Raw genomic sequence first — 20,881 nt, 5'->3', positions numbered from 1 at the left:
CTTCTGTGGCGCAATGGCCTGGATATGGTATTCGGGGGTATAGCGATACTTGATGGTGATGGGCTGATTGCCGGCATTGCGCCAGTTCACGCAATAGTTGCGGGCGGCCTCGGCCGTAAAGCGCTGCATCAGGCTGATTTGCGCCACGGTTTCGCTGCCGGCCACCTGCTTGTCGCCATCTTGGTACGACACGCTCACGGCCAGCGGCGCGCTGGCTTCAAAGCCATAGCGGATGTTTTCACCTGCCAGCAGCCGCGCACATTCCTGATGCACCTTGCCAGGCTGGACCACCGTTTCCACCGGCGCCAGATCAACCACCGTGCCTTGCTGCATCTTGGCCATGCAGGCGGCACACAAAACAGAAAACATCAGGCTCATGGGGTCTCGCTTTGCAAGAAGTGATGGGCAAGGGCGGCATTATCTGCCGCCCTGCTGGCCGCTGCACAGCGCTTTTTTACAGCTCGCGTCCAACTGCCTGGGCGATCAGCCGCAGCGATACCATCAGCTCGCTCAACTGCTCTGGCGTCAGCGCCTGATCAGCATCACACCAGGCTTCGCACGGGTTGGGATGCATTTCCACCAACAGGCCGTCGGCGCCGGCCGCCACCGCAGCACGGGCCAGTGCCGGCACCATCCAGGCCTTGCCGCCGGCGTGGCTCGGGTCGATCACCACTGGCAGATGGGTTTCCTTTTTCAGAACCGGGATGGCAGTGATATCCAGCACATTGCGGTAGGCGGTCTCGAAGGTGCGGATACCGCGCTCGCACAGGATGATATTGTGGTTGCCGCCGGCGGCGATGTATTCGGCCGCCATCAATAGTTCGGAAATAGTGGCAGACAGGCCGCGCTTGAGGATGACCGGTTTGTTGACCTTGCCCACTTCCTTGAGCAGGTCGAAATTCTGCATATTGCGCGCGCCGATCTGGATCACATCGACATCGTGCTCAAGAAAGGTGTCGAGCATGCGCACATCCATCAGCTCGGTTACGATGGGCATATCGTATTCACGCGCTGCCTCGCGGAAGAATTCCAGGCCCTGCACGCCCAGGCCCTGGAAGGCGTAGGGGCTGGTGCGCGGCTTGAAAGCACCGCCGCGCATCAGCTTGCAGCCGGCCGCATGCACACCGGCAGCGGCCAGATGCATCTGCGCCTGGGTCTCCACCGAGCACGGCCCGGCAATCACCTGGATCTGCTTGCCACCGAGCTTGATGCCGCGAATATCGACCACCGTGCCATCTGGATGATTCTCACGGGCGACGATCTTGTAAGGCTTGACGATATGAATGGCACGCTCGACCCCGGCCATCTGCTCGAACACGCTTTCCGACAGCTTGCGCTCATCGCCGATGGCGCCGACCAGGGTTCGCTCGGTACCGCGCGATACATGCTCGGCGAGGCCGGCGTCGCGGATACGGGCGATAACGGCATTGAGGTCGGCGTCGCTGGCATTGGGGGACATAACGATGATCATGGTGTGCTTCCTTTCGGGGAGGTCGGTGCGGGTGCAGATTCAAAAAGGCAAAAAAGAAGGCGGGCCCAGATGGGCCCGCCTTGTTGTGTTTGGTGTTCTTTCAGCGTGAGGTCGGCTAGCCCAGGTCAACTTGTGATGGGAAAGTAATAAAAGCCGAAATACACATTGAACTGGCGCATGGTGGGGAAATGCCGCTGTGCTGAAAAATTGAACAGCCCCGAGAGTAACCCAAAACATTCTGCGCCGGCAAATGCGTTTTTGCTTGGGTGGTCTGGGGTGTTTATGTCAAAACCTTGAACCACAGAGGGCACAGAGAACACAGAGGCGGCATAGAGCAAATCTATGCGGGTAGGGGGGCAAACTGACTGCGCCGCCGGAAAGAGCACCCGAGCAGCCACTCACTTGAAGCCCGCGCAGTCCCAGCCCTTCTCTGTGCATCCTCTGCGTTCTCTGTGCCCTCTGTGGTTCAAGGTGTTGGTGTTTTGGTATCGAATTTTTTAGTGTGCTTGCGATATGCCCAGCATGCTCTGCGCCACCGCCTCGGCCACCTTGATGCCATCCACGCCGGCCGACAGGATGCCGCCGGCGTAACCAGCGCCTTCGCCGGCCGGGAACAGGCCGCGGGTGTTCAGGCTCTGGCAGTGCTCGTTGCGTTTGATGCTGATCGGGGATGAGGTGCGGGTTTCCACGCCGGTGAGCACCGCATCGTGCATGGCATAGCCCTTGATCTGCCGATCGAACACCGGCAGCGCTTCGCGCATCGCATCGATGGCAAAGGCCGGCAGGGCCAGCGACAGATCGCCCAAGGTCACACCGGGCTTGTAGGAAGGTTCTACTGCGCCAAGCTGGCTGGACGGCTTGCCCGCCAGGAAGTCGCCGACCAATTGGCCCGGCGCACAGTAGTTGCTGCCGCCCAAGCGATAGGCTTGCGATTCGAGCTGGCGCTGGAAGTCGAGACCAGCCAGGGGGTGGCCGGGATAGTCGGTTTCGGGCGAAACGCTGACGACAAAGCCGCTATTGGCATTGCGCTCATTGCGCGAATACTGGCTCATGCCATTGGTCACCACCCGTTCCGGCTCGGAGGTGGCGGCCACCACGGTGCCGCCCGGACACATGCAGAAGCTGTACACCGCCCGGCCATTGCTGGCGTGGTGCACCAGCTTGTAATCGGCCGCACCGAGGATGGGGTTGCCGGCAAACTTGCCAAAGCGCGCCTGATCGATCATCGACTGCGGGTGCTCGATGCGAAAACCCACCGAGAAGGGCTTGGCTTCGATGTACACGCCCTTGTCGTACAGCATCTGGAAGGTGTCGCGCGCACTGTGGCCGATGGCCAGCACAACATGGCGGGTGGCAATGTGCTCGCCGCTTTCCAGCACCAAGCCTTCCACCTGGCCATCGCGGATATCGATATCGGTGACTTTTTGCTGAAAGCGGATTTCGCCGCCCAATGATTCGATGGTCTGGCGGATCTGTTCGACCATGGTCACCAGCCGGAAGGTGCCGATATGTGGCTTGCTGACATAGAGGATTTCTTCCGGCGCACCCGCCTTGACGAATTCGGCGATGACCTTGCGGCCGTAGTGCTTCGGATCCTTGATCTGGCTATACAGCTTGCCGTCGGAGAAAGTGCCGGCGCCGCCCTCGCCAAACTGCACATTCGACTCCGGGTTGAGTACCGATTTGCGCCACAGGCCCCAGGTGTCCTTGGTGCGTTCGCGCACTTGCTTGCCGCGCTCCAGCACGATGGGGCGCAGGCCCATCTGCGCCAGTACCAGTGCCGCCATAAAGCCACATGGCCCCATGCCGATCACCACTGGCCGCTCCGCCAGCTTTTCGCTGACCTTGGCGACGAATTTATAGCTGGTGTCCGGCGTCGGGCCGATATGGCGGTCGTCGGCAAGGCGCTTCAGCACCGCCTGCTCATTGGCCAGCTCGCAATCGATGGTGTAGATCAGGAAAATATCCGAGCGCTTGCGCGCATCGTAGCCACGGCGGAATACCTCGAAGCGGATCAGGTCGGCCGGCCGGACTTTCAAGCGCTTGATGATGGTGGCTTGCAGCTGTTCGGGCGTATGGTCGAGCGGTAGCTTGAGTTCGGTAATGCGCAGCATGGTGTGAAATGCTCAATTGATTGAACTGCCATCTGCTTACCTTAGGCTGCAGCCGGCAATTTGTTGAGTCCGATTGATGGTCGCCGGCCTGTGCAAAGCCTATGGTGCCCAAGCTGCATGCAAGACACGCGGCGTCGTGGGGGCTAGGCGCAGACAAGATAGCGCGGCGCTGAGGCGTTGCAGCATGGTGTGGCGAGTGTGTGTGGGCCTTGCTGGAATCGACGGCAGTCCCACCATAGGCGAGCCGCGACGGTCTCGTGCCAAACCACGTCCGGCAAAGCAGGGCCGCAGGCGCGGCCCTTTGGTTTGCCATGCGGCCACCGGGAGCGGCCGCATGTCTGGCTGCGATCAGCCCTCGGAAGCACGCAAGGCGCGCTTGCGGTCGTGCTCGTTCAGGTGGCGCTTGCGGATGCGGATGCTCACCGGAGTGATTTCGACCAGCTCGTCATCGTCGATGAATTCCACGGCCGATTCCAGCGTCAGTTTGATCGGCGGGGTCAGGCGCACGGCTTCATCGGTGCCGGAAGCACGCACATTGGTCAGCTTCTTGCCCTTGATCGGGTTGACGATCAGGTCGTTGTCGCGGCTGTGGATGCCGATGATCATGCCCTCGTACAGCTTGTCGCCAGGGTTGACGAACATGCGGCCGCGGTCTTCCAGGTTCCACAGTGCATAGGCCACTGCTTCACCGTTTTCCTGGCTGATCAGCACGCCATTGTGGCGGCCGGGCAGGTCGGCCTTGACCGGACCGTAGTCGTCGAACACATGGCTCATCAGGCCGGTGCCGCGGGTCATGGTCATGAAGTCGGACTGAAAGCCGATCAGGCCGCGAGCCGGAATGCGGTATTCCAGGCGGGTACGGCCCTGGCCATCGCTTTCCATATTGGTCAGCTCGCCACGGCGACGGCCGATTTCTTCCATGATGCCGCCCTGGTGTTCGTCTTCCAGGTCGATGGTGAGGTTTTCATACGGCTCGCACTTCTCGCCGTTGATTTCCTTGTACACCACGCGAGGCTTGGCCACGGCCATTTCAAAACCTTCGCGGCGCATGTTTTCCAGCAAGATGGTCAGGTGCAATTCACCACGGCCCGATACGCGGAATACATCGGCGTCTTCGGTGTCTTCAACCCGCAAGGCGACATTGGTCAGCAATTCCTTGGTCAGGCGATCGCGAATCTGGCGTGAGGTGACGAATTTGCCCTCGGTGCCGGCCAGCGGTGAGGAGTTGACCATAAAGTCCATGGTCAGGGTGGGTTCGTCCACTGTCAGCATCGGCAGGCCGACCGGTGCGTCCTTGTCACAGATGGTGACGCCGATACCGATGTCTTCGAGGCCGGAGACAATGATGATGTCGCCCGCTTCGGCGCTATCCACTGGTACGCGATCGAGGCCCTGGAAGCCCAGCACCTGGTTGATGCGGCCGGCGGCAACCTGATTCTCGTGGTTCATCACCACCACTTGCTGGCCGGGCTTGATACGGCCATTGAGCACGCGGCCAACTCCGAGGCGACCGGTGTAAGTGGAGTAGTCGAGTGCGGCCAGTTGCAGCTGCAGCGGCGCATCGGGCGAGCCGGGAGGGGTCGGAACATGCTTGAGCACGGTTTCGAACAGGGCGCGCATATCGGTGGTCTCTTCGGCCAGATCCAGCTTGGCGAAGCCATTGAGGCCCGATGCGTAAATGATGGGGAAGTCGAGCTGCTCGTCGGTGGCGCCGAGCTTGTCGAACAGATCGAAAGTCTGGTCCACCACCCAGTCAGGACGTGCACCGGGGCGGTCTACCTTGTTGATCACCACGATGGGGCGCAGGCCCAGTGCCAGCGCCTTCTTGGTCACGAAACGGGTCTGCGGCATCGGGCCTTCGACCGCGTCAACCAGCAGCAGCACGCCGTCAACCATGCCCAGCACCCGCTCTACCTCGCCGCCGAAGTCGGCGTGACCGGGGGTGTCGACGATATTGATATGGGTGCCTTCGTAGTCGATGGCGGTGTTCTTGGCCAGAATCGTGATGCCGCGCTCTTTTTCAAGATCGTTGCTGTCCATCACGCGTTCGTCTACCTGCTGGTTTTCTCGGAAGGTGCCGGATTGACGCAGCAGCTGGTCAACCAGCGTGGTTTTGCCGTGGTCAACGTGGGCGATGATGGCGATATTGCGGAGTGCGCGGCTCATGGAGGCAACCTAAGTCGATTCAGTAAACCGCCGATTTTAGCACGACACCATTACTGCGCTGCACCATGCATCTGATAAATACTTTGTGTTTTGTCTTTGTTTTCAGCATAATGCGAAGCGTTGCAGCGAAAGACCTTGCAACAATCCATCGATACCTGACCTCCGCGCCGCCGCAGTTTCAATGTTTTGGCGCTTCTTCCGGTTAGCGTCGATGTGGCGCTGCCGATCTGCACCTCCGCCCGATAGATCCGGGCCCTCGCGATCTCAGCTTATTTTGCCCGCCGCCTGATTAGGCTCGGGCTTTGGCAAAAACGAATTCCGCGCTCGCCGCTCCTGCATGGTTCAAGCCATGCGGCCCAGCAATGGGGCTAAATATGTCTTGGCGGCATGCTCGGGTTTCGTTCACACCGGTGTATTCCGAATTGCCCGGTGTATCAAACTTAGGAAACCGCTTTGACACAAGTCACTTTCGCCGACCTCGGCCTTGCACAACCCATTCTCAACGCACTGACCACCTCTGGTTATACCGAGCCGACCCCGGTTCAAGCTGCCGCGATTCCACTGTTGCAAGCCCGTCGTGACGTAATGGCCTCTGCCGCTACCGGTACCGGCAAAACCGCAGCTTTTATGCTGCCGGCTCTGAACTTCCTTACCGAAAAATGTGAAAAGCCAGGCCGCGGCCCGCGCATCCTGGTGCTGTCGCCTACCCGCGAGCTGGCCGCGCAAATCAAGACGGCTGCCGAAACCTATGGCAAGCAGGTCAAGTATGCCAAGGTGGTCAGTATTGTTGGTGGCATGCCTTACCCGCTGCAGATCAAGCTCTTGTCCTCGCCGTTCGAGATTCTGGTGGCTACGCCGGGCCGTCTGATCGACCTGATGGAGCGCGGTCGCATCGATTTGTCGCGCCTGGAAATGCTGGTGCTCGACGAAGCCGACCGCATGCTGGACCTGGGCTTCCGTGACGATATCGCCCATATCGCCACCAAGCTGCCTACCGAGCGCGTGACTGCCTTGTTCTCGGCCACCCTGGATGGCGATATCGCCACCATCGCCCAGTCGCTGCTGCGTGACCCGGAGCGTATCGAAATCGCCGCCCCGGCCCGCCGCCAGGAACAGATCGTCGAGAAGCTGCACTATGCCGATGACCTGCCGCACAAGGCCAAGCTGCTCGACCGCATTCTGGAAGATGAAGCGGTTGGCCAAGCCATTATCTTTACTGCAACCAAGATCGATGCCGGTGATCTGGCCGATCGTTTGCTGTCCGCCGGCAAGAAGGCCGCTGCCCTGCATGGCGACATGCAACAACGCGAACGTACCCGCACCCTGGCCCGCCTGAAGAAGGGCGAGATCGATGTGCTGGTGGCAACCGATGTTGCCGCTCGTGGTATCGACGTAGCGGGTATCACCCATGTAGTGAATTTCGACCTGCCGAAATTCGCGGAAGACTATGTGCACCGCATTGGCCGTACCGGCCGCGCCGGCCGCGAAGGCATTGCCATTTCCTTTGCTGCCAAGCACGAAGTCCCGGCGCTGCGCCGCATTGAAAAGTTCATCGGCCGCAAGCTCAATACCTACAAGCTGGAAGGCCTGGAAGCGCGCTTTGAGCCACGCCCAAGCAGCGGCGGTGCGGGTCGCTTTGGCGACAAGCGTGACGGTGGCCGCAAGTTCGGTGACCGCCCGCGTGATGGTGGCCGTCGTTTCGATGAGCGCCGCCCGGCGGGTGACCGTGCATTTGGCGATCGTCCGCAAGGCGAGCGCAGCTTTGGCGAGCGTCGCGCCTTCGGTGATCGTCCGCAAGGTGACCGCCCGCAGGGCGAGCGCAGCTTTGGTGAGCGCCGCGCTTTCGGTGATCGCCCGGCCGGCGATCGCAAGCCGATGGGTGAGCGTCGCAGCTTTGCCGATGATGTCGGCAATCGCCGCTCCAGCAGCGAGCGTCGCCCGCAGGCTCAGCCGAACTGGGATGAGCGCCAACCTGATTTCAACAGCATTCAGGAACGCAACGCGCCCAAGCCACGCAAAGGCAATTTCAAGGGTGTGGAAGTCGATACCACCGTGTATGCCGAGCAGCCTCGCCTGACCCTGCATGCGCCGCTGGGCGGCAATGGCAACCGCAAGAGCGGTGGCCAGTCGCGTGGTGGATTCGGCGCTGGCACGGGTTCGCGCCAGGGCGGCAATCGCAGCGGCGCCGGTGGCAAGCGTACCGGCGGAAGCTACGGCAACCGCTAAGCACTGATTGCAACTGCACTCAGCAAAAATGCCCCGGGTTTACCTGGGGCATTTTTGCTTCTGCTGCCATTGCCATGAGGGTCGGTCAGCCTGCTGTCAACCACGCCAGCAAGGACTTTTCACCCGCTGCGCTAAAGCCGAGCACCCGGCTACTCGGCATACGCTTTGCCCAGCCACGTTCGACGATGCTGTCAAGCAAGGCTGCGCCCAGACCGCCGGCCAGATGGTGGCGTCGTTCACTCCAGTCCAGGCAGGGGCGGCAAAGCGTTCGGCGCCGCACGGCAAGATTGGAGGCATCCATCCCCAGCAGGGCAAAGCGCTGGCGGCCTGAGTCACTCAGCTGCAGTCCCTCTGGTCCAGGCAACAGAGCGCCGGAGGCCAATAGTCCTTCATACACTGTTACGCCGAGCTCGCCTGCCAGATGGTCATAACATACCCGGGCTTTACGCAAGGCGGGCTCACGCGGGCCGCTGCGCAATCTGACAGCGCCGGTACGGAAAGCTACACCCATCATCGATTCAAGCAGGCTGGCGACATCGCCATCGGCCAGGCGGAAGTAACGATGACGTCCTTGCGCTTCGACAGTCAGCAGATTGGCATCGAGCAGTTTGGCAAGGTGACCGCTGATGGTGGCACGGCTGACGCCGCACAGGTCAGCCAGCTCGGTGGCGGTGAGGGCGCGGTCAGCCAACAGGGTGGTGAGCACTTCGGCGCGGGTGTGGTCGCCGATCAGCGCGGCGATATTGACGATATTGGGGCCATCTTTCATGGCGCGATGGTCACCGATACGCGATGGAGGCGCAAGCTCCAAGCGCTCGCCGCGCCTGGCGCATATGCACCGGCGCGGCGAGTCAGGCAAAGCCGTTTACTGCGGGAATACCACCTTGACCGAGCCATCCACCTGGCTGCGCTCCATAAAGGTGATGGCGCTTGGGTTTTCGGTCAGCTGCTTTTTAGCCTCCGCCTGAGACCCTAGCTCCTTGGGTGGCACGCCGGCACCGGTAAAGGCCAGCTTTGCCCAGAAGCTTTTCATTTGTCCCGGCGATTTACCCAGCACACCACTGTAAAACGCTTCCTTCGGGCTGTCGGCATAGTCGATCGGACTGACCGAGGCGCCGCCGACATTTTTTGCCTTGCCCATGAAGGTGTCGGTGACCTGGTCCTTGTTCAGCGGCCCGATGGGAGACTTGCTGCTAACAACCACTACCACGTCGGCGTACGGGGCCAGACTCAGGGCTGCAAGGCTGAATGCCACAAGCAATTTGTTCGGAGTCATAATTGCTCCTTAAAACACAAAATCGACAGCGAGACTGTAGACATTCACCTTGCCGTCGAACGGAATCAAGGCGCCCTTGCTATCACGCAAATGGGTGTAGTAGCCGCCAAAGCCGGCTTCCGGGTGGTCAAACCGGGTCAGGTCGGCCTGGAACTTGACATCCATATTGTTGAGTGGCGCCCAGCGCAAGCCGAATGACGTGATCTGGCGATCGGCGCGTCCGGCCAGGAACAGGCCGCTGACAGCAGCAGACAGGCCCGCCGCAGTGGTCGGCGCGGCTGCCGATGTGAAGCTCACTGCGCTGTTCTTGTCGAGTACTTTCAGGCTCGAATAGCCGACAAAGGGAGTGAAATTACCGCTGCGCATGCCTGCGAGCAGGGCATAGGCGCTCAGGCCGGAGATATAGGTATCGGTGCTGCGCCGCGCATATTCGGCCTGTGCAAACCAGGTGTCGTCGTCCCAGCTGACCATCACATCGTTGATCTTGGCGCTCCATCCCTCCAGACCGTTGCGGAACAGGGCGAGGGAGTCACCGCAGTTGCTGCAAACCGGATTGATGGCTTGCAAGCCATTTCTTAACCCTACCAGCTTGGGGTAGTCAGTGCCGCTTTGTGCCTTGGCGCGGCTGATTTCGGTATGGGCAGCGCGCACCGTCCATGGGCCGGTGCTATAGCTGCCGGTAATCCCGATAATTGCCTTGGCCTTGAAGGCGAGGGTCGGTGTGGCATAGCTGGTCTGGCCAAGGAAGCTCTGGATACGTAGCCGACCATTCAAGGCTTCGCTATCCCAGGTCAGGTCGGCTCCGTCGTGACGGATCAGGGGATAGATGCCGATGATGTTGGCATCGGGCCGCACGGTCGGGTAGGCGTAGCCGATATAGCGCGAATCGGCGGATGAGACGGCCGGTGTCACCATGCGTCCGACGCGCAGCCGCCATTGATCACTGATCTGCCAGGAGGCATTGGCCCATTCCACCTGGGTGTCGAAGCTGCCGGTATCACGCTGCAGGCCCATCAGCTGCACCACGCCGGAAAACTTGCCGCCCTGGTTGATATCGAGCTGTGCGCCGAGGCGGGTATCGACATCGGTCGACCACTGATCGGCGCGTGCGTTGTTCTGAAAGGTCAGCTTGTAGCCGACCGCCTTGTCATCGGTCCGTACTTCGGAAAAGGTGCCAAAGCCGGACAGCTTGAACATGGATGACGTCTCGTCGGCATAGGCGCTCTGGATCAGCGCAGCCAGGACAGTCAGGGTGAGACCTGCTTTCATGGAACCTCCTGCGAATTGGCGAGGGTGGCGGAATTACCCGGTAAGCCCACCATAGGCTGCAGGAGTGGGTATGCAAGCGCGCGCTTTCAGCCGGCCGGTGCTGTTGCGGCAGGGCGACAAGCACGGCTCGATGTTGATTTCCTCTGATAATTCAAGCCTTTCCGACAGTCGCATGCCATTGCTTCGACCGAATGGCAGATCAGGGTATCTCTTGCTGCCGGCGCCAGCTTGCCAGCAAGTAGCAAGCGCCCCACGCCCAGCTCAGCATGATCACACCCGAACCCAGAAAGTGGGCGAGGGCGGCCAGGCGATGGTCCCAGGCCAACAGGCCCAAGGGCTCGAGCAGATTGCGCCAATCGTGGCGCAGGGCACGCAGCTCGATCATCTCTTCATGCCATTCGCCCACCAGCGGCAATGACATGGCACGCGCATCGCCGATATAGGGCGCAACATCGATCAGATTCTGGCCTGCCCACCATAGTGCGACTGATGCCGAAAACGGTTGGCGTTCGCGCAAAAGGAATACCACGACAATAATCAGCGGCAGCAGACACTGCAGCAGGCTGCCGCCGAGGAAGGTCAGCCATTCGCCGAACGGGCGCAGCAGCAGGTGACCGAATTCATGAAACGCCAGGTTGACGCCGTGCAGGAAAGACTCGGCGGCGTCGCCATCGCGCCAGTCGCAGCGGATGAAGTGAATGCCCCATACCACGAGGCCAAGCCACAGTAGTGCCTGGCCGATCAGGCTGCTGGTCGGTGTTTGCGTATCGAGTGGCAGCAAGTAGTCACGCAGGGCGGTGCTTGCTTCGCTTGCGTTCCCGGCTGCTATGCGTGGCTGAGGGTGCATGCCGGAAGCCTGTTCGGCCAGGTATCGGGCATATTTGGCAAATACGATGCCGCAACGTGGACAGCTCAGAAAAGGCGTCGCATCGTGATCTTGGCGGGTATAGCCGCATTTCGGGCAGAAGCTGCGTTCCATAGCAGGGAGTGTAGGGCAGGGCAGCAGATGAACAAGTTGATGGTGGAGAATGCGCGCCATTCAAGTGGCTGGGCAGGCTTGGCGTGATAAAATCTGCGGTCTTCATCAGCCCTCCGGAAGCCCCGCCATGTTCAAGCCGCTGTCCATTGCCCAATTTGATCCCGAACTGTTCGCCGCCATGCAAGGCGAAGTGGTGCGCCAGCACGAGCATATCGAGCTGATCGCCTCGGAAAACTACACCAGCCCGGCGGTAATGGAAGCCCAAGGCTCGCAGCTGACCAACAAGTATGCCGAAGGCTATCCGGGCAAGCGCTTTTACGGTGGCTGCGAATATGTCGACATCGTCGAGCAACTGGCGATCGATCGCGTCAAGCAACTGTTCGGCGCCGAATACGCCAATGTGCAGCCGCACTCCGGCTCGCAAGCCAATCAGGCGGTGTATTTCTCCATCCTCAAGCCTGGCGACACGGTGATGGGCATGAATCTGGCGCACGGTGGTCACCTGACTCATGGCTCGCCGGCCAATCTGAGCGGCAAGCTGTTCAATATCGTTGCCTACGGCCTGAACGAAAAGGAAGAGATCGACTACGACGAGATGGAGCGGGTGGCGACGGAAACCAAGCCCAAGCTGATCATTGGCGGCGCTTCGGCGTTTGCCCTGCGCTTTGATTTCGAGCGGATGAGCCAGATCGCCAAAAAGGTTGGCGCGTATTTCATGGTGGATATGGCCCACTATGCCGGCCTGATCGCTGCCGGCGTCTACCCGAATCCGGTGCCGCATGCCGACTTTGTTACCTCCACCACCCACAAGACCCTGCGAGGTCCACGTGGTGGCCTGATCCTCGCCAAGGCCGAGTTCGAAAAGAGCCTCAACAGCAATGTGTTCCCCAGCCTGCAGGGCGGCCCGCTCGAGCATGTGATTGCCGCCAAGGCCGTGGCCTTCAAGGAAGCGCTACAACCGGAATTCAAGCAATACCAGCAGCAGGTGTTGGCCAATGCCGCCGCTATGGCGAAAACCCTGGCCGAGCGTGGTCTGCGCATCGTGTCGGGCCGTACCGAAAGCCATGTGTTCCTGGTCGACCTGCGCCCCAAGGGTCTTACCGGCAAGGCAGCCGATGCCGCACTGGGTCTTGCCCATATCACCGTCAACAAGAATTCGATCCCGAACGACCCGGAAAGCCCCTTTGTCACCAGCGGTATCCGTATTGGCTCGCCGGCCATTACCACCCGTGGTTTCAAGGAAGAAGAGGCAGTCCTCGTCGCCAATCTGGTGGCTGATGTGCTCGACAATCCGGCCGATGAAGCCAATCTGGCAGCGGTCAAGGCCAAGGTTCATGCCTTGACCAGCCGCTTCCCGGTTTACGCAAGCTAAGCGGCCGATGGGCAGTATGGACTGCAGGCAGGCTTGAGCCAGGCCTGCGGTCCATCTGGCTCCCGTTTCGGCTGGCGGTGCTGCGGCAATGGCCTGTAAACGTGGTGGCGACTGAAGCGCCAAGCGTTATCGCGATTGTCAGATGTGTAAATTTTTGCTAATCATCTGGTCTGCTGCCGAGTTCGGCAGTAGGTGCGAGGAGGATAAGCATGATGTTCAAACGATTATTGCTCGGTGCCTTACCGCTGTTGTTTGGCTGCGCGCATATGCAGTCGAACAAGTTCACCGAGATACAGGAAGCGGAAGACGAGCTGGAATACACCACCGGCAGCCTGATTCCACATCGTGTCACTGGTGCAAAAAAAGCAAACGGCAATGAGGTGCTGGACGAGTTGCGACGCTATCAACGCAAGTCGACCCCGATTGCCGAGCAGTAGGGCAGACTGGGGGCTGTCTATTTTGCGTCGAGGTCGATCGACGCGGAATTCACGCAATAGCGCAATCCATCCGGGCCTGGTCCATCGGGAAACACATGCCCGAGGTGGGCATCGCACACCGCGCACAAAATTTCTGTGCGTACCATGCCATGGCTGAGATCGGTGCGTTCATTCACCACGCCGGGCAGGGCTTGCCAGAAGCTCGGCCAGCCACAGCCTGCATCGAACTTGCTGCCGGACTCGAATAGCGGCGTCTGGCAGCAGATACAGCGATAGATACCGTCGGTAGTGGTATCCCAATAGATGCCACTGAATGGCGGCTCGGTATGGGCGTGACGGGTAACCCGGTACTGCACTGGGTCGAGTTGGGCGCGCCATTCGGCGTCGGTCTTGCTGATTTTGGCCATGCTGCGGCTCTCCGCTGGTTGGAAGCGCCATGTGGCGCTTGGGCTGGCGCTGAAAGTAAGCGAAAACAGCCGTGATAGAATCCTCGACTTCGTCGAACTCTCCCGCCCAATTCTGACATGCACCCTTGGCACAACTTCATTCCCGCCCCCGATTATTTGAAGGATCGAGTGATTCTGGTGACGGGGGCCGGCCAGGGTTTGGGTGAAGTGGCTGCCAGCGCCTGCGCTGCGCACGGCGCCACCGTAGTGCTGCTTGGGCGCAACGAAAAGAAGCTGCGCCGCGTTTATGATGCAATCGAGGCGGCGGGCGGCGCAAGGCCGGCGGCCATACCGGTTGATCTGGCCAGCATGACGGATCAGGACTGCGTGAACCTGGCCAACCTTATCTGGAAGGAATTCGATCGCCTCGATGGCATCATCCATTGCGCCAATGGCTTTAATCATTTGTCTGCCCTTACCAGTCAGAAACTGGAAGAGTGGGTCGATATGTACCGGGTAAATGTCGCGGCGCCGTTTGCCATCACCCGCGCTTGCCTGCCCTTGCTGAAGCGCTCCGAAGACGCCAGTGTGGTCATGGTGGGCGAGCAACATGCATTCGATGCAAAAGCCTACTGGGGCGGGTTTGCCAATACCCGCGCAGCCCAGGCTGCAATGGTGGCAGTGGCCTCTGATGAATGGGATGCTGCGCCCATGCCGCGTATCAATCTGTTGGTGCCCGGCCCGGTGCAAAGCCCGTTCCGTACCAAGACCCATCCCGGTGAAGAACGTAGCAGCCTGCCGGCGGCGAGCGAGCTGGCCCAGCCTTTCCTGTGGTTGGTCGGCCCGGCCAGCGCGGATGTGCGCGGCCAGACAATGCGTTTCAACCCGGCGTTGACCGGCTCGGTATCTGACGCACCGCCGGCTGATCTGGTCTGAGCATGCCCGGAAAAGGCAAAGCGGTGGCGGCCGACGATCCGGTTCGCCTCGACAAGTGGTTGTGGGCGGCACGTTTCTTCAAGACACGCAGCCTTGCTGCGGAGGCGATCGGCGCGGGTCACGTCCATGTCAACGGCGACCGGGCGAAGCCCTCGCGCCATCCGGCGGTGGGCGATCTGTTGCGTATACGCACATCCGCCGAGGAATTCGAGATCACGGTGCTAGCCCTGTCGGCCATGCGTGGCCCGGCTTCTGTGGCGCAACAGCTGTATGGCGAAACCGAAGCCAGCATCGCCGCGCGAGCCAGACGGCGCGAGGAAAATTCACTGGCGCCGGTGTTCGACCTGCCGGAAAGCCGTGGGCGCCCGACCAAGAAGTGGCGGCGCCAGCTGCATCTGTTCGAGCGCAAACAGGGTGATTGAGGCAGCGTGCCTGTGCATCGCATATGGATTGCAACTTGCCTGACATGGCGCGCTGATAGAGTATCGCCCTTCGTCGAGCAAGCGCTTGGGGTTTGCTGCCTGCGACGCCGACTACCTCAAGCGCGCATCACACACAGCTAGGTTGGCCGGGCGCACTGCGGCCGGTTGTTGATTCGAGGGCTCAGTCGTGTCCGCATGGGCATGACCCGCCAACAATGATGATAAGGAGTGGACAATGGATAGACGGCAGTTTCTGAAGATTGGCAGCTTTGTAACCGTATCGACGGTAGCGGGTGGTCTCGCCGGCTGTGCCGGTGATGGCGTGCCAGCCACATCCGGACCTGCGGCGCCAGGCGCCAGTGGTGCCGGCTGGAAGTTTCCGCAGAGCGTGGCATCGGGCGATCCACGCCCTGACAGCATCTTGCTGTGGACCCGTGTGGTGCCGAGCGCGTCCGATGATGTAACGAGCGGTGCAGCTGTCAATCTGTCGGTCCGTGTATTGCTGACCGATGCCGACAACAGCGCAGCGCTGGGTAGCAATGCTGCCCTGGTCGGCAATCTGCTGCAGGACGTCACCGTGCCGTGCTATGCCCAGTACGACAATACCGTCCGCCACAAGATCACCGGCCTTGCCGCCGGCAAGACCTATTTCTACCAGTTTGTCGCGGGCGACGTCCGCTCCAAGGTGGGCCGCTTCAAGACAGCGCCGGCGCAGGATGCCGATGTCACACAGCTGAAGTTTGCCTTCCTTACCTGCCAGGACTGGAGCATCAACCACTGGGGCGCCTTCGAGCAGATTGCCAATAGCGAGAACCCCGACTTCCTGGTCCACTTGGGCGACTATATCTACGAAACGGTGGGCGCCAGCTTCCAGGTTGGCGCGGTGGAAAGCCGCCATGGCGCACTGAAGCTGCCGGATGGCACGCCCAATGCTGGCGGTAGCGGCAACTACGCCACCACCCTGGCCGACTATCGCTATCTGTACAAGAAGTACCGCACCGATAGCCGCTTGCAAGCTGTGCATGAACGCTTTGCCATGATCCCGATCTGGGATGACCATGAATTCTCGGATGATTGCTGGCAGGACGCTGAAACGTATGACAATGGCAGTATCAGTGCTGCCGGTGGTGACAATGTCCACCAGCCTGCCCGTCGTCGCAACGCCAATCAGGCCTGGTTCGAATTCATGCCGGCCGATGTGGTGCTCGATAATGGTGCCGGCATCAATACCATCCAGATCTATCGCGATTTCCGCTTTGGCAAGCTCGCACATCTTGTGATGACCGATGAACGCCTGTACCGCGATGACCATATCATTCCGGAAGCGGCGACCAATCCCCTGACCGGTCAGGCCGTAGGCTCGATTGGTGCACGCTATATGGTGCCGCAAGACACGCTATCGGGCGCCGAGGCGCTGAAGATGGCCGGTGGCGCCGGCACGGCCGATCCGCTCAGCGGCGTATCGATGCTTGGCCGCACCCAGCGCGAGTGGTGGAAGAACACCATGAAGGCATCCACCGCCACTTGGAAATTGTGGGGCAATGAAGTTTCGCTGCTGCGCATGGGCGTGGATGGCAGCAATGCCATTGCAACTCTGCTGGCGCTGCAAGCGGTTACCGGCCTTGCCGGCAAGATCGGCGAGGCCGCCGGTTCCACCGGCGGCAATATCGCCGTGGCGAGCGCCCTGGTTGCCGCCATTACGGCAGGTGCGAGCCAAGCCAGTGCTGCGGCTGCTGCGGTTGCCATTGCCGGCGCAGCCGCATCGGGCGGCAATGCTACAGCGGCTGCTGTCGCTGCCGGTCTGACGGCACAACAAGCAGGTCTCGCCGCTGCTGCATTCTCGGCGGCTGCCGGCGCCGCAGGGGCGGGTAGCAAGGCCCAGGCCGGTGCAGGTGCCCAGGTGATCGCATTCGGCTTTATCAAGCCTGATGTCGCTACCAACAAGGCCAAATCGCAGTTTGTTGCTGCCTCGGGCATGCAGGCTTCCTTGGCGCCGTTCTTTGCCAAGTTTGTCCTCAATGCCGATCAGTGGGATGGCTATAACGCCGAGCGCAAGCATTTGATGAAGCATTTGAAAGACAATGGCATCAAGAATGTGGTGGCGGTGACCGGTGATATCCACTCCTTCTTTGCCGGCACGGTCAGCGATGACTTCGATGCGGCCAATGGTGGTACGCCCACCATGGTCGATCTGGTCACCGCCGGTATCAGTTCCGACTCCTTCTTCTCCTACCTGTCATCGGCGGTGGGTTCGCTGTCGCAAAGCCTGTCCACCCTGGTCTATTACCCCTTGACCATTCCGGTGCCCGGCATCGGTAGCATCGCGGTGAACGTGAACTTGCTCGATTACACCATGGCCAAGGCAGCACCGACCGCTGCTTCGTTGGCAGAGCAGGTGAAGGTGCAGGTTCGTGGCGCACTGGCAGCCAAGGGTGTGCCGGAAGCGCAGCTCGATGCGACGACAGCGGCAGTACTGGCCGGCTTGCAGGCTGATGCCGGCTTCACTGGGCAGCTTCTGCCGCTGGCGCAGCAACTGGCCGGTCTGAACAGCAACCCATGGATCAAGCTGGCCAATACTGATGCGCAGGGCTATGCCGTGGTCACCCTGACTGCGGACAAGCTCAGCTGCGAGTTCCGCCAGGTCAATCGTCTGGTAGGTGGCAATGCGCCTGCTGCCGTGGTGGCGCGTACCGTCACTGCCACGGTGTTGAAAGACACGGCGGCAGTCAGCATCAGCTGATCTCTAGCGGTTGGGCAAACAAAAACGCCAGTCGAAAGACTGGCGTTTTTGTATTGAGGCGTTTACTGCTTGGACTTCATCAGGTCCAGCACTGCCTTCATCTTGGTCTTGGTGGCGCCGTCGGCACCGTCCATTTTCTTTTCGGTCCACTGCACTGCGTTCATGCCGTCCTTGCCTGCGTCGTTGACCGAGCGCTTGCCCACCTTGCTGATGATGAAGGTGGCGCTTTCCAGCGCACCATTGAGCGCCGCATAGCGCAGCAGGTTTTCGCCACCGCAACGGATGTCGTCATAGCTATGGCGTAGATCAATGCTCGCATCATCGAGCTTGCGGCGCAGGCTGCTGCGGTCATCCACCTTGGTGTATTCGCACAAGCGCTGGATATCTTCATCCGCTTTGGCATAGCCGACAATCAACAACGACAACAGACAGAGTGATGCGCGAAGCTTCATTTGAAATCCTCAAAAGGTAAAACCGGGTGGCGCCAGGCAAACAGCCGCCATTATCTGCTCAGACTTGAAATTGTGAAACCTGTTGCTGCAGCCGCTCGGCAAGTTTGGATAGCTCACGGCTCGATGCGGCAGTCTGATTGGCGCCAATGGCGGACTGTTCGGCAATTTCGCTGATGCCGACCACCCCTTGTTGCAGTTGCTGGGTGGTGCTGTGCTGTGCATCGGCTGCGCGGGCGATTTCATCGCTGCGTGCGTCGACTTGGCGCATGCTGTCCAGAATTGCCGACAGGGCGCGGCCGGCCTCGCCGGCCTGGGCCACACTGGCGGCAGTGCCGCTCTTGCTCTTGCCCATGACGGTGACGGCATCCTTTACCCCTTGCTGCAGTCGCTCGATCACCGTCTGGATTTCTCCGGTCGACTGGCGGGTGCGGCTGGCCAGAGTGCGTACCTCATCGGCGACCACGGCAAAGCCACGCCCTTGCTCACCGGCGCGCGCGGCTTCGATCGCGGCATTGAGGGCCAGCAAGTTGGTCTGCTCGGCAATATCGCCAATCACGGTCAGGATGCGGCCGATGTCCTTGCTGTAGCCGTCTAGCCGGGTCACCACGGCAGAGGCCGACTCGATATTGCTGGCGAGCCCTTCGATGGTTTCGATATTCGACTCGATCACCCCCTGGCCGCGCTCGGCCACTTCGCGTGCTGCGCGTATCTCCGCCAGCGATTGCTCGGCGCCCCTGGCTACCTGGGCGACGCTTTCGCTCATTTCGGTCACTTCCCGCACCATCACATCGGTCTGGCGCTTCTGGTTATCGATACCGGCACTGGTCTGCTCGGTGATATTGGCGGCGTGCTCACTCGCTTCGGCCAGCTTGATTGCATCGCTGGCAATATCGACCAGGGTGGCGCGCAGGCGGTCGGTCAGATCATTGGTCCAGCGCGCCAGATCGCCGAACTCGTCATGGGTGGTGATTTGTACACGTTGTGTCATATCGCCCTGGGCGATGCGCTTGAGTTGCGCCACCACATTGGCAAGGGGGCGGCGGATGCTATTGGTGACCCACAGCGCAATAAAGGCGGCAATGGCAAGCGCAGCCAGACTCATCAGCACAATGCCGAACATGCCGGCGCGACTGGCGGTTTGTGCCGCGTCACGAGCGGCAGTCACCTTGCTGGCTGCCACCGAATTGATCGCATCAAGATGCTGGCGCGATGCATCGATTGCCTTGTTCAATGCACCGAGCGACTTCATCGATTCGGCGTCGAATTCAAGCGACTTCACATAGGTAGGCAGCAGGGCGCCATCGCCGGTCAGTACTTTCAGATAGTCGGCCACCTTGGCGCTGATCTCGTCCATGCCTTTGCCTGAGCCGACATCACCCGCGGCACGCTTGATGGTCTCGGCAACCGGCTCGATGTCCTTGGCGGCAATACGGGCGGATTCGAGCTTGCTCTGTTGAAGTGCGCCCGTTGAGACCAATACCGCAGCCTTCACCTTCTTGCGTAGCTCGGCGAGACTGGCGTCATTACCTTTGTGGCCATCGAGTGCATCGGCCAGCAGGCCATCCAGCTCATCGGCGGTATCCTCCAGATTGCTGCGTTTCTTCTTCAGCTGAGGTTGCAGTTCGGCAAATTGCTTATGGGTAGCCATCATGGATTCGGCAGCACGCTGTACCGCGCCGATGTCCTCACCGAAACTGCGGGTGGCGCCTGCCAGCTCGCTATCTGCGCCGCCCAGAGCCTGCAGATCGCCTCGTAGTTGGGCAATTCGCTTGCTGGTATCGGCATAGTGTTTCTCCAGCGGCGCGAGCTCGGCCGGATCGCGGCTGGCATGATAGGTGTCGGCGAGGCGCCCGACTTCCAGCAGGGCAACCGTGACCGACTGGCTATAGATGCGCAGCTGGGTGGCATCGCTGACATTGCTGAGGCTGCTGTTCATGCGCGACTGCCCGAGCAGGCCGGTCAGCCCCACCGCTAGCAGCAAGCCGGTTACCACCAGAAAACCTGCTGCAATACGTTGGATGACCGAAAGCCGGTTGAGCATGATGCATCCTTCCTGAAATGCTGCGTTAAGCCGTACTTACCCGATGTAGCAGACCGATACGGGTAAACCAAGACATGTCTGGTCATGCCTTGGCGTATTAGCAATGTCTGATTTGAACATGGCTGCGGGTGATGTTGCAGCAGCTGCATGGGCAGTGCGGCAAAATGGCAACAGGGACAAGGGCAGGATTTGCCTGCCGTTTGGCGCGAATTCCTTTGGCCGGTCCGGATGGAGCGCGTAAACTGACGCCCTTGATCCGATTCCCTTCCCATGTGGTTTATTTGTCCATGAAGCCGGCCATCAGCTACCAGATTTCCCCGATTTCCCCCGAAGCCCATCTGTTCGACGTGTCTATAACCGTCGACAACCCGGATCGTGCCGGACAGCGCTTCAGCCTGCCGGTGTGGATACCCGGCTCCTACCTGATTCGTGAATTCGCTCGCCATATCGTCAAGATCGAGGCATTTGACGATGAGGGCAGCGTGCCGCTGGTCAAACTGGACAAGGCAAGCTGGCAAGCCGCGCCGGCGCGTGGCGCGCTGCAGGTGCGTTACCAGGTGTATGCCTTCGATTTGTCGGTGCGCGGTGCCTCTC

At 60.5% G+C, this 20,881-nt stretch carries 16 protein-coding genes and 2 pseudogenes; 7 read left to right on the top strand and 11 right to left on the bottom strand.

Annotated elements, in window-relative coordinates; genetic code table 11:
- The 4 genes from ACE3OH_RS06630 to typA form a co-directional block, all read right to left on the bottom strand.
- Nucleotides 1-378 (bottom strand): hypothetical protein (locus tag ACE3OH_RS06630; protein WP_374349820.1); only part of this gene is annotated, 378 nt, incomplete at its 3' end.
- 76 nt (nt 379-454) lie between these two features.
- Nucleotides 455-1,471 (bottom strand): 3-deoxy-7-phosphoheptulonate synthase, encoded by a 1,017-nt coding sequence (gene aroF, locus ACE3OH_RS06625; RefSeq protein ID WP_374349817.1) that lies wholly within the window; start codon nt 1,469-1,471, stop codon nt 455-457.
- 497 nt (nt 1,472-1,968) lie between these two features.
- Nucleotides 1,969-3,585: an NAD(P)/FAD-dependent oxidoreductase gene (locus ACE3OH_RS06620; protein ID WP_374349814.1), complete on the bottom strand. Its 1,617-nt coding sequence runs from the start codon at nt 3,583-3,585 to the stop codon at nt 1,969-1,971.
- 348 nt (nt 3,586-3,933) lie between these two features.
- Complete coding sequence (gene typA, locus ACE3OH_RS06615; protein ID WP_374349811.1) at nt 3,934-5,751, bottom strand: translational GTPase TypA; 1,818 nt, start codon at nt 5,749-5,751, stop codon at nt 3,934-3,936.
- A 453-nt stretch (nt 5,752-6,204) separates the two neighbouring features.
- Here typA and ACE3OH_RS06610 point away from each other — a divergent pair.
- Nucleotides 6,205-7,587: pseudogene (locus tag ACE3OH_RS06610) on the top strand (DEAD/DEAH box helicase); the annotation flags it as partial.
- 475 nt (nt 7,588-8,062) lie between these two features.
- Here ACE3OH_RS06610 and ACE3OH_RS06605 read toward each other — a convergent pair.
- From ACE3OH_RS06605 to ACE3OH_RS06590, 4 genes are all read right to left on the bottom strand, one after another.
- Nucleotides 8,063-8,746 carry an ArsR/SmtB family transcription factor gene (locus ACE3OH_RS06605; protein WP_374349808.1) on the bottom strand — a complete coding sequence of 228 codons (684 nt, stop codon included), beginning with the start codon at nt 8,744-8,746 and terminating at the stop codon, nt 8,063-8,065.
- A gap of 96 nt (nt 8,747-8,842) precedes the next feature.
- Nucleotides 8,843-9,253: a hypothetical protein gene (locus ACE3OH_RS06600; protein WP_374349805.1), complete on the bottom strand. Its 411-nt coding sequence runs from the start codon at nt 9,251-9,253 to the stop codon at nt 8,843-8,845.
- Nucleotides 9,254-9,262: 9 nt separating this feature from the next.
- A complete protein-coding gene (locus ACE3OH_RS06595) occupies nt 9,263-10,522 on the bottom strand; it encodes a hypothetical protein (protein WP_374349803.1) in 1,260 nt (419 codons plus the stop codon).
- Between the two features lie 199 nt (nt 10,523-10,721).
- Nucleotides 10,722-11,369, bottom strand: a complete 648-nt coding sequence (locus ACE3OH_RS06590) for a hypothetical protein (RefSeq protein WP_374349800.1) — start codon at nt 11,367-11,369, stop codon at nt 10,722-10,724.
- A gap of 259 nt (nt 11,370-11,628) precedes the next feature.
- Between ACE3OH_RS06590 and glyA the strand changes: the two genes are divergently transcribed.
- Both glyA and ACE3OH_RS06580 read left to right on the top strand, forming a co-directional pair.
- Nucleotides 11,629-12,873 (top strand): serine hydroxymethyltransferase, encoded by a 1,245-nt coding sequence (gene glyA / locus ACE3OH_RS06585; RefSeq protein ID WP_374349798.1) that lies wholly within the window; start codon nt 11,629-11,631, stop codon nt 12,871-12,873.
- Between the two features lie 209 nt (nt 12,874-13,082).
- Entirely contained in the window at nt 13,083-13,310 is a 228-nt protein-coding gene (locus ACE3OH_RS06580; protein WP_374349795.1) for a hypothetical protein, read from the top strand.
- A gap of 17 nt (nt 13,311-13,327) precedes the next feature.
- Here ACE3OH_RS06580 and msrB read toward each other — a convergent pair whose 3' ends face one another.
- Nucleotides 13,328-13,717, bottom strand: coding sequence for a peptide-methionine (R)-S-oxide reductase MsrB (gene msrB / locus ACE3OH_RS06575; protein ID WP_374349792.1), 390 nt, complete (start codon nt 13,715-13,717; stop codon nt 13,328-13,330).
- A 117-nt stretch (nt 13,718-13,834) separates the two neighbouring features.
- On the opposite strand from msrB, the gene ACE3OH_RS06570 reads away from it, so the two are divergent.
- The 3 genes from ACE3OH_RS06570 to ACE3OH_RS06560 all read left to right on the top strand — a co-directional run bounded on the left by ACE3OH_RS06570 (nt 13,835) and on the right by ACE3OH_RS06560 (nt 17,794).
- Nucleotides 13,835-14,632, top strand: a complete 798-nt coding sequence (locus tag ACE3OH_RS06570; RefSeq protein WP_374349789.1) for an SDR family NAD(P)-dependent oxidoreductase — start codon at nt 13,835-13,837, stop codon at nt 14,630-14,632.
- 2 nt (nt 14,633-14,634) lie between these two features.
- Nucleotides 14,635-15,054 carry an RNA-binding S4 domain-containing protein gene (locus ACE3OH_RS06565; RefSeq protein WP_374349787.1) on the top strand — a complete coding sequence of 140 codons (420 nt, stop codon included), beginning with the start codon at nt 14,635-14,637 and terminating at the stop codon, nt 15,052-15,054.
- A gap of 235 nt (nt 15,055-15,289) precedes the next feature.
- Nucleotides 15,290-17,794: an alkaline phosphatase gene (locus tag ACE3OH_RS06560; protein ID WP_374349785.1), complete on the top strand. Its 2,505-nt coding sequence runs from the start codon at nt 15,290-15,292 to the stop codon at nt 17,792-17,794.
- Between the two features lie 62 nt (nt 17,795-17,856).
- On the opposite strand, the gene ACE3OH_RS06555 is transcribed toward ACE3OH_RS06560, so the two are convergent.
- Both ACE3OH_RS06555 and ACE3OH_RS06550 read right to left on the bottom strand, forming a co-directional pair.
- On the bottom strand, nt 17,857-18,246 hold the full coding sequence (locus tag ACE3OH_RS06555) for a DUF3718 domain-containing protein (protein WP_374349782.1): 390 nt from the start codon (nt 18,244-18,246) through the stop codon (nt 17,857-17,859).
- A gap of 58 nt (nt 18,247-18,304) precedes the next feature.
- A complete protein-coding gene (locus ACE3OH_RS06550; protein WP_374349780.1) occupies nt 18,305-20,287 on the bottom strand; it encodes a methyl-accepting chemotaxis protein in 1,983 nt (660 codons plus the stop codon).
- 287 nt (nt 20,288-20,574) lie between these two features.
- On the opposite strand from ACE3OH_RS06550, the pseudogene ACE3OH_RS06545 reads away from it, so the two are divergent.
- Nucleotides 20,575-20,881 (top strand): annotated as a pseudogene (locus tag ACE3OH_RS06545) (peptidase M61); the annotation flags it as partial.

It is taken from the genome of Chitinimonas sp. (assembly GCF_041904975.1).
Lineage (GTDB): Bacteria > Pseudomonadota > Gammaproteobacteria > Burkholderiales > Chitinimonadaceae > Chitinimonas.
Note: the sequence above shows the minus strand (reverse complement) of the source record. Positions and strands in the feature narration are given on the sequence as shown.

Excerpts from the sequence above, each read along its gene's own strand:
- aroF (WP_374349817.1), bottom strand. The coding sequence starts at position 1,471 with ATGATCATCGTTATGTCCCCCAATGCCAGCGACGCCGACCTCAATGCC.
- ACE3OH_RS06620 (WP_374349814.1), bottom strand. The coding sequence starts at position 3,585 with ATGCTGCGCATTACCGAACTCAAGCTACCGCTCGACCATACGCCCGAA.
- typA (WP_374349811.1), bottom strand. The coding sequence starts at position 5,751 with ATGAGCCGCGCACTCCGCAATATCGCCATCATCGCCCACGTTGACCAC.
- ACE3OH_RS06605 (WP_374349808.1), bottom strand. The coding sequence starts at position 8,746 with ATGAAAGATGGCCCCAATATCGTCAATATCGCCGCGCTGATCGGCGAC.
- ACE3OH_RS06600 (WP_374349805.1), bottom strand. The coding sequence starts at position 9,253 with ATGACTCCGAACAAATTGCTTGTGGCATTCAGCCTTGCAGCCCTGAGT.
- ACE3OH_RS06595 (WP_374349803.1), bottom strand. The coding sequence starts at position 10,522 with ATGAAAGCAGGTCTCACCCTGACTGTCCTGGCTGCGCTGATCCAGAGC.
- ACE3OH_RS06590 (WP_374349800.1), bottom strand. The coding sequence starts at position 11,369 with ATGCACCCTCAGCCACGCATAGCAGCCGGGAACGCAAGCGAAGCAAGC.
- glyA (WP_374349798.1), top strand. The coding sequence starts at position 11,629 with ATGTTCAAGCCGCTGTCCATTGCCCAATTTGATCCCGAACTGTTCGCC.
- ACE3OH_RS06580 (WP_374349795.1), top strand. The coding sequence starts at position 13,083 with ATGATGTTCAAACGATTATTGCTCGGTGCCTTACCGCTGTTGTTTGGC.
- msrB (WP_374349792.1), bottom strand. The coding sequence starts at position 13,717 with ATGGCCAAAATCAGCAAGACCGACGCCGAATGGCGCGCCCAACTCGAC.
- ACE3OH_RS06570 (WP_374349789.1), top strand. The coding sequence starts at position 13,835 with ATGCACCCTTGGCACAACTTCATTCCCGCCCCCGATTATTTGAAGGAT.
- ACE3OH_RS06565 (WP_374349787.1), top strand. The coding sequence starts at position 14,635 with ATGCCCGGAAAAGGCAAAGCGGTGGCGGCCGACGATCCGGTTCGCCTC.
- ACE3OH_RS06560 (WP_374349785.1), top strand. The coding sequence starts at position 15,290 with ATGGATAGACGGCAGTTTCTGAAGATTGGCAGCTTTGTAACCGTATCG.
- ACE3OH_RS06555 (WP_374349782.1), bottom strand. The coding sequence starts at position 18,246 with ATGAAGCTTCGCGCATCACTCTGTCTGTTGTCGTTGTTGATTGTCGGC.
- ACE3OH_RS06550 (WP_374349780.1), bottom strand. The coding sequence starts at position 20,287 with ATGCTCAACCGGCTTTCGGTCATCCAACGTATTGCAGCAGGTTTTCTG.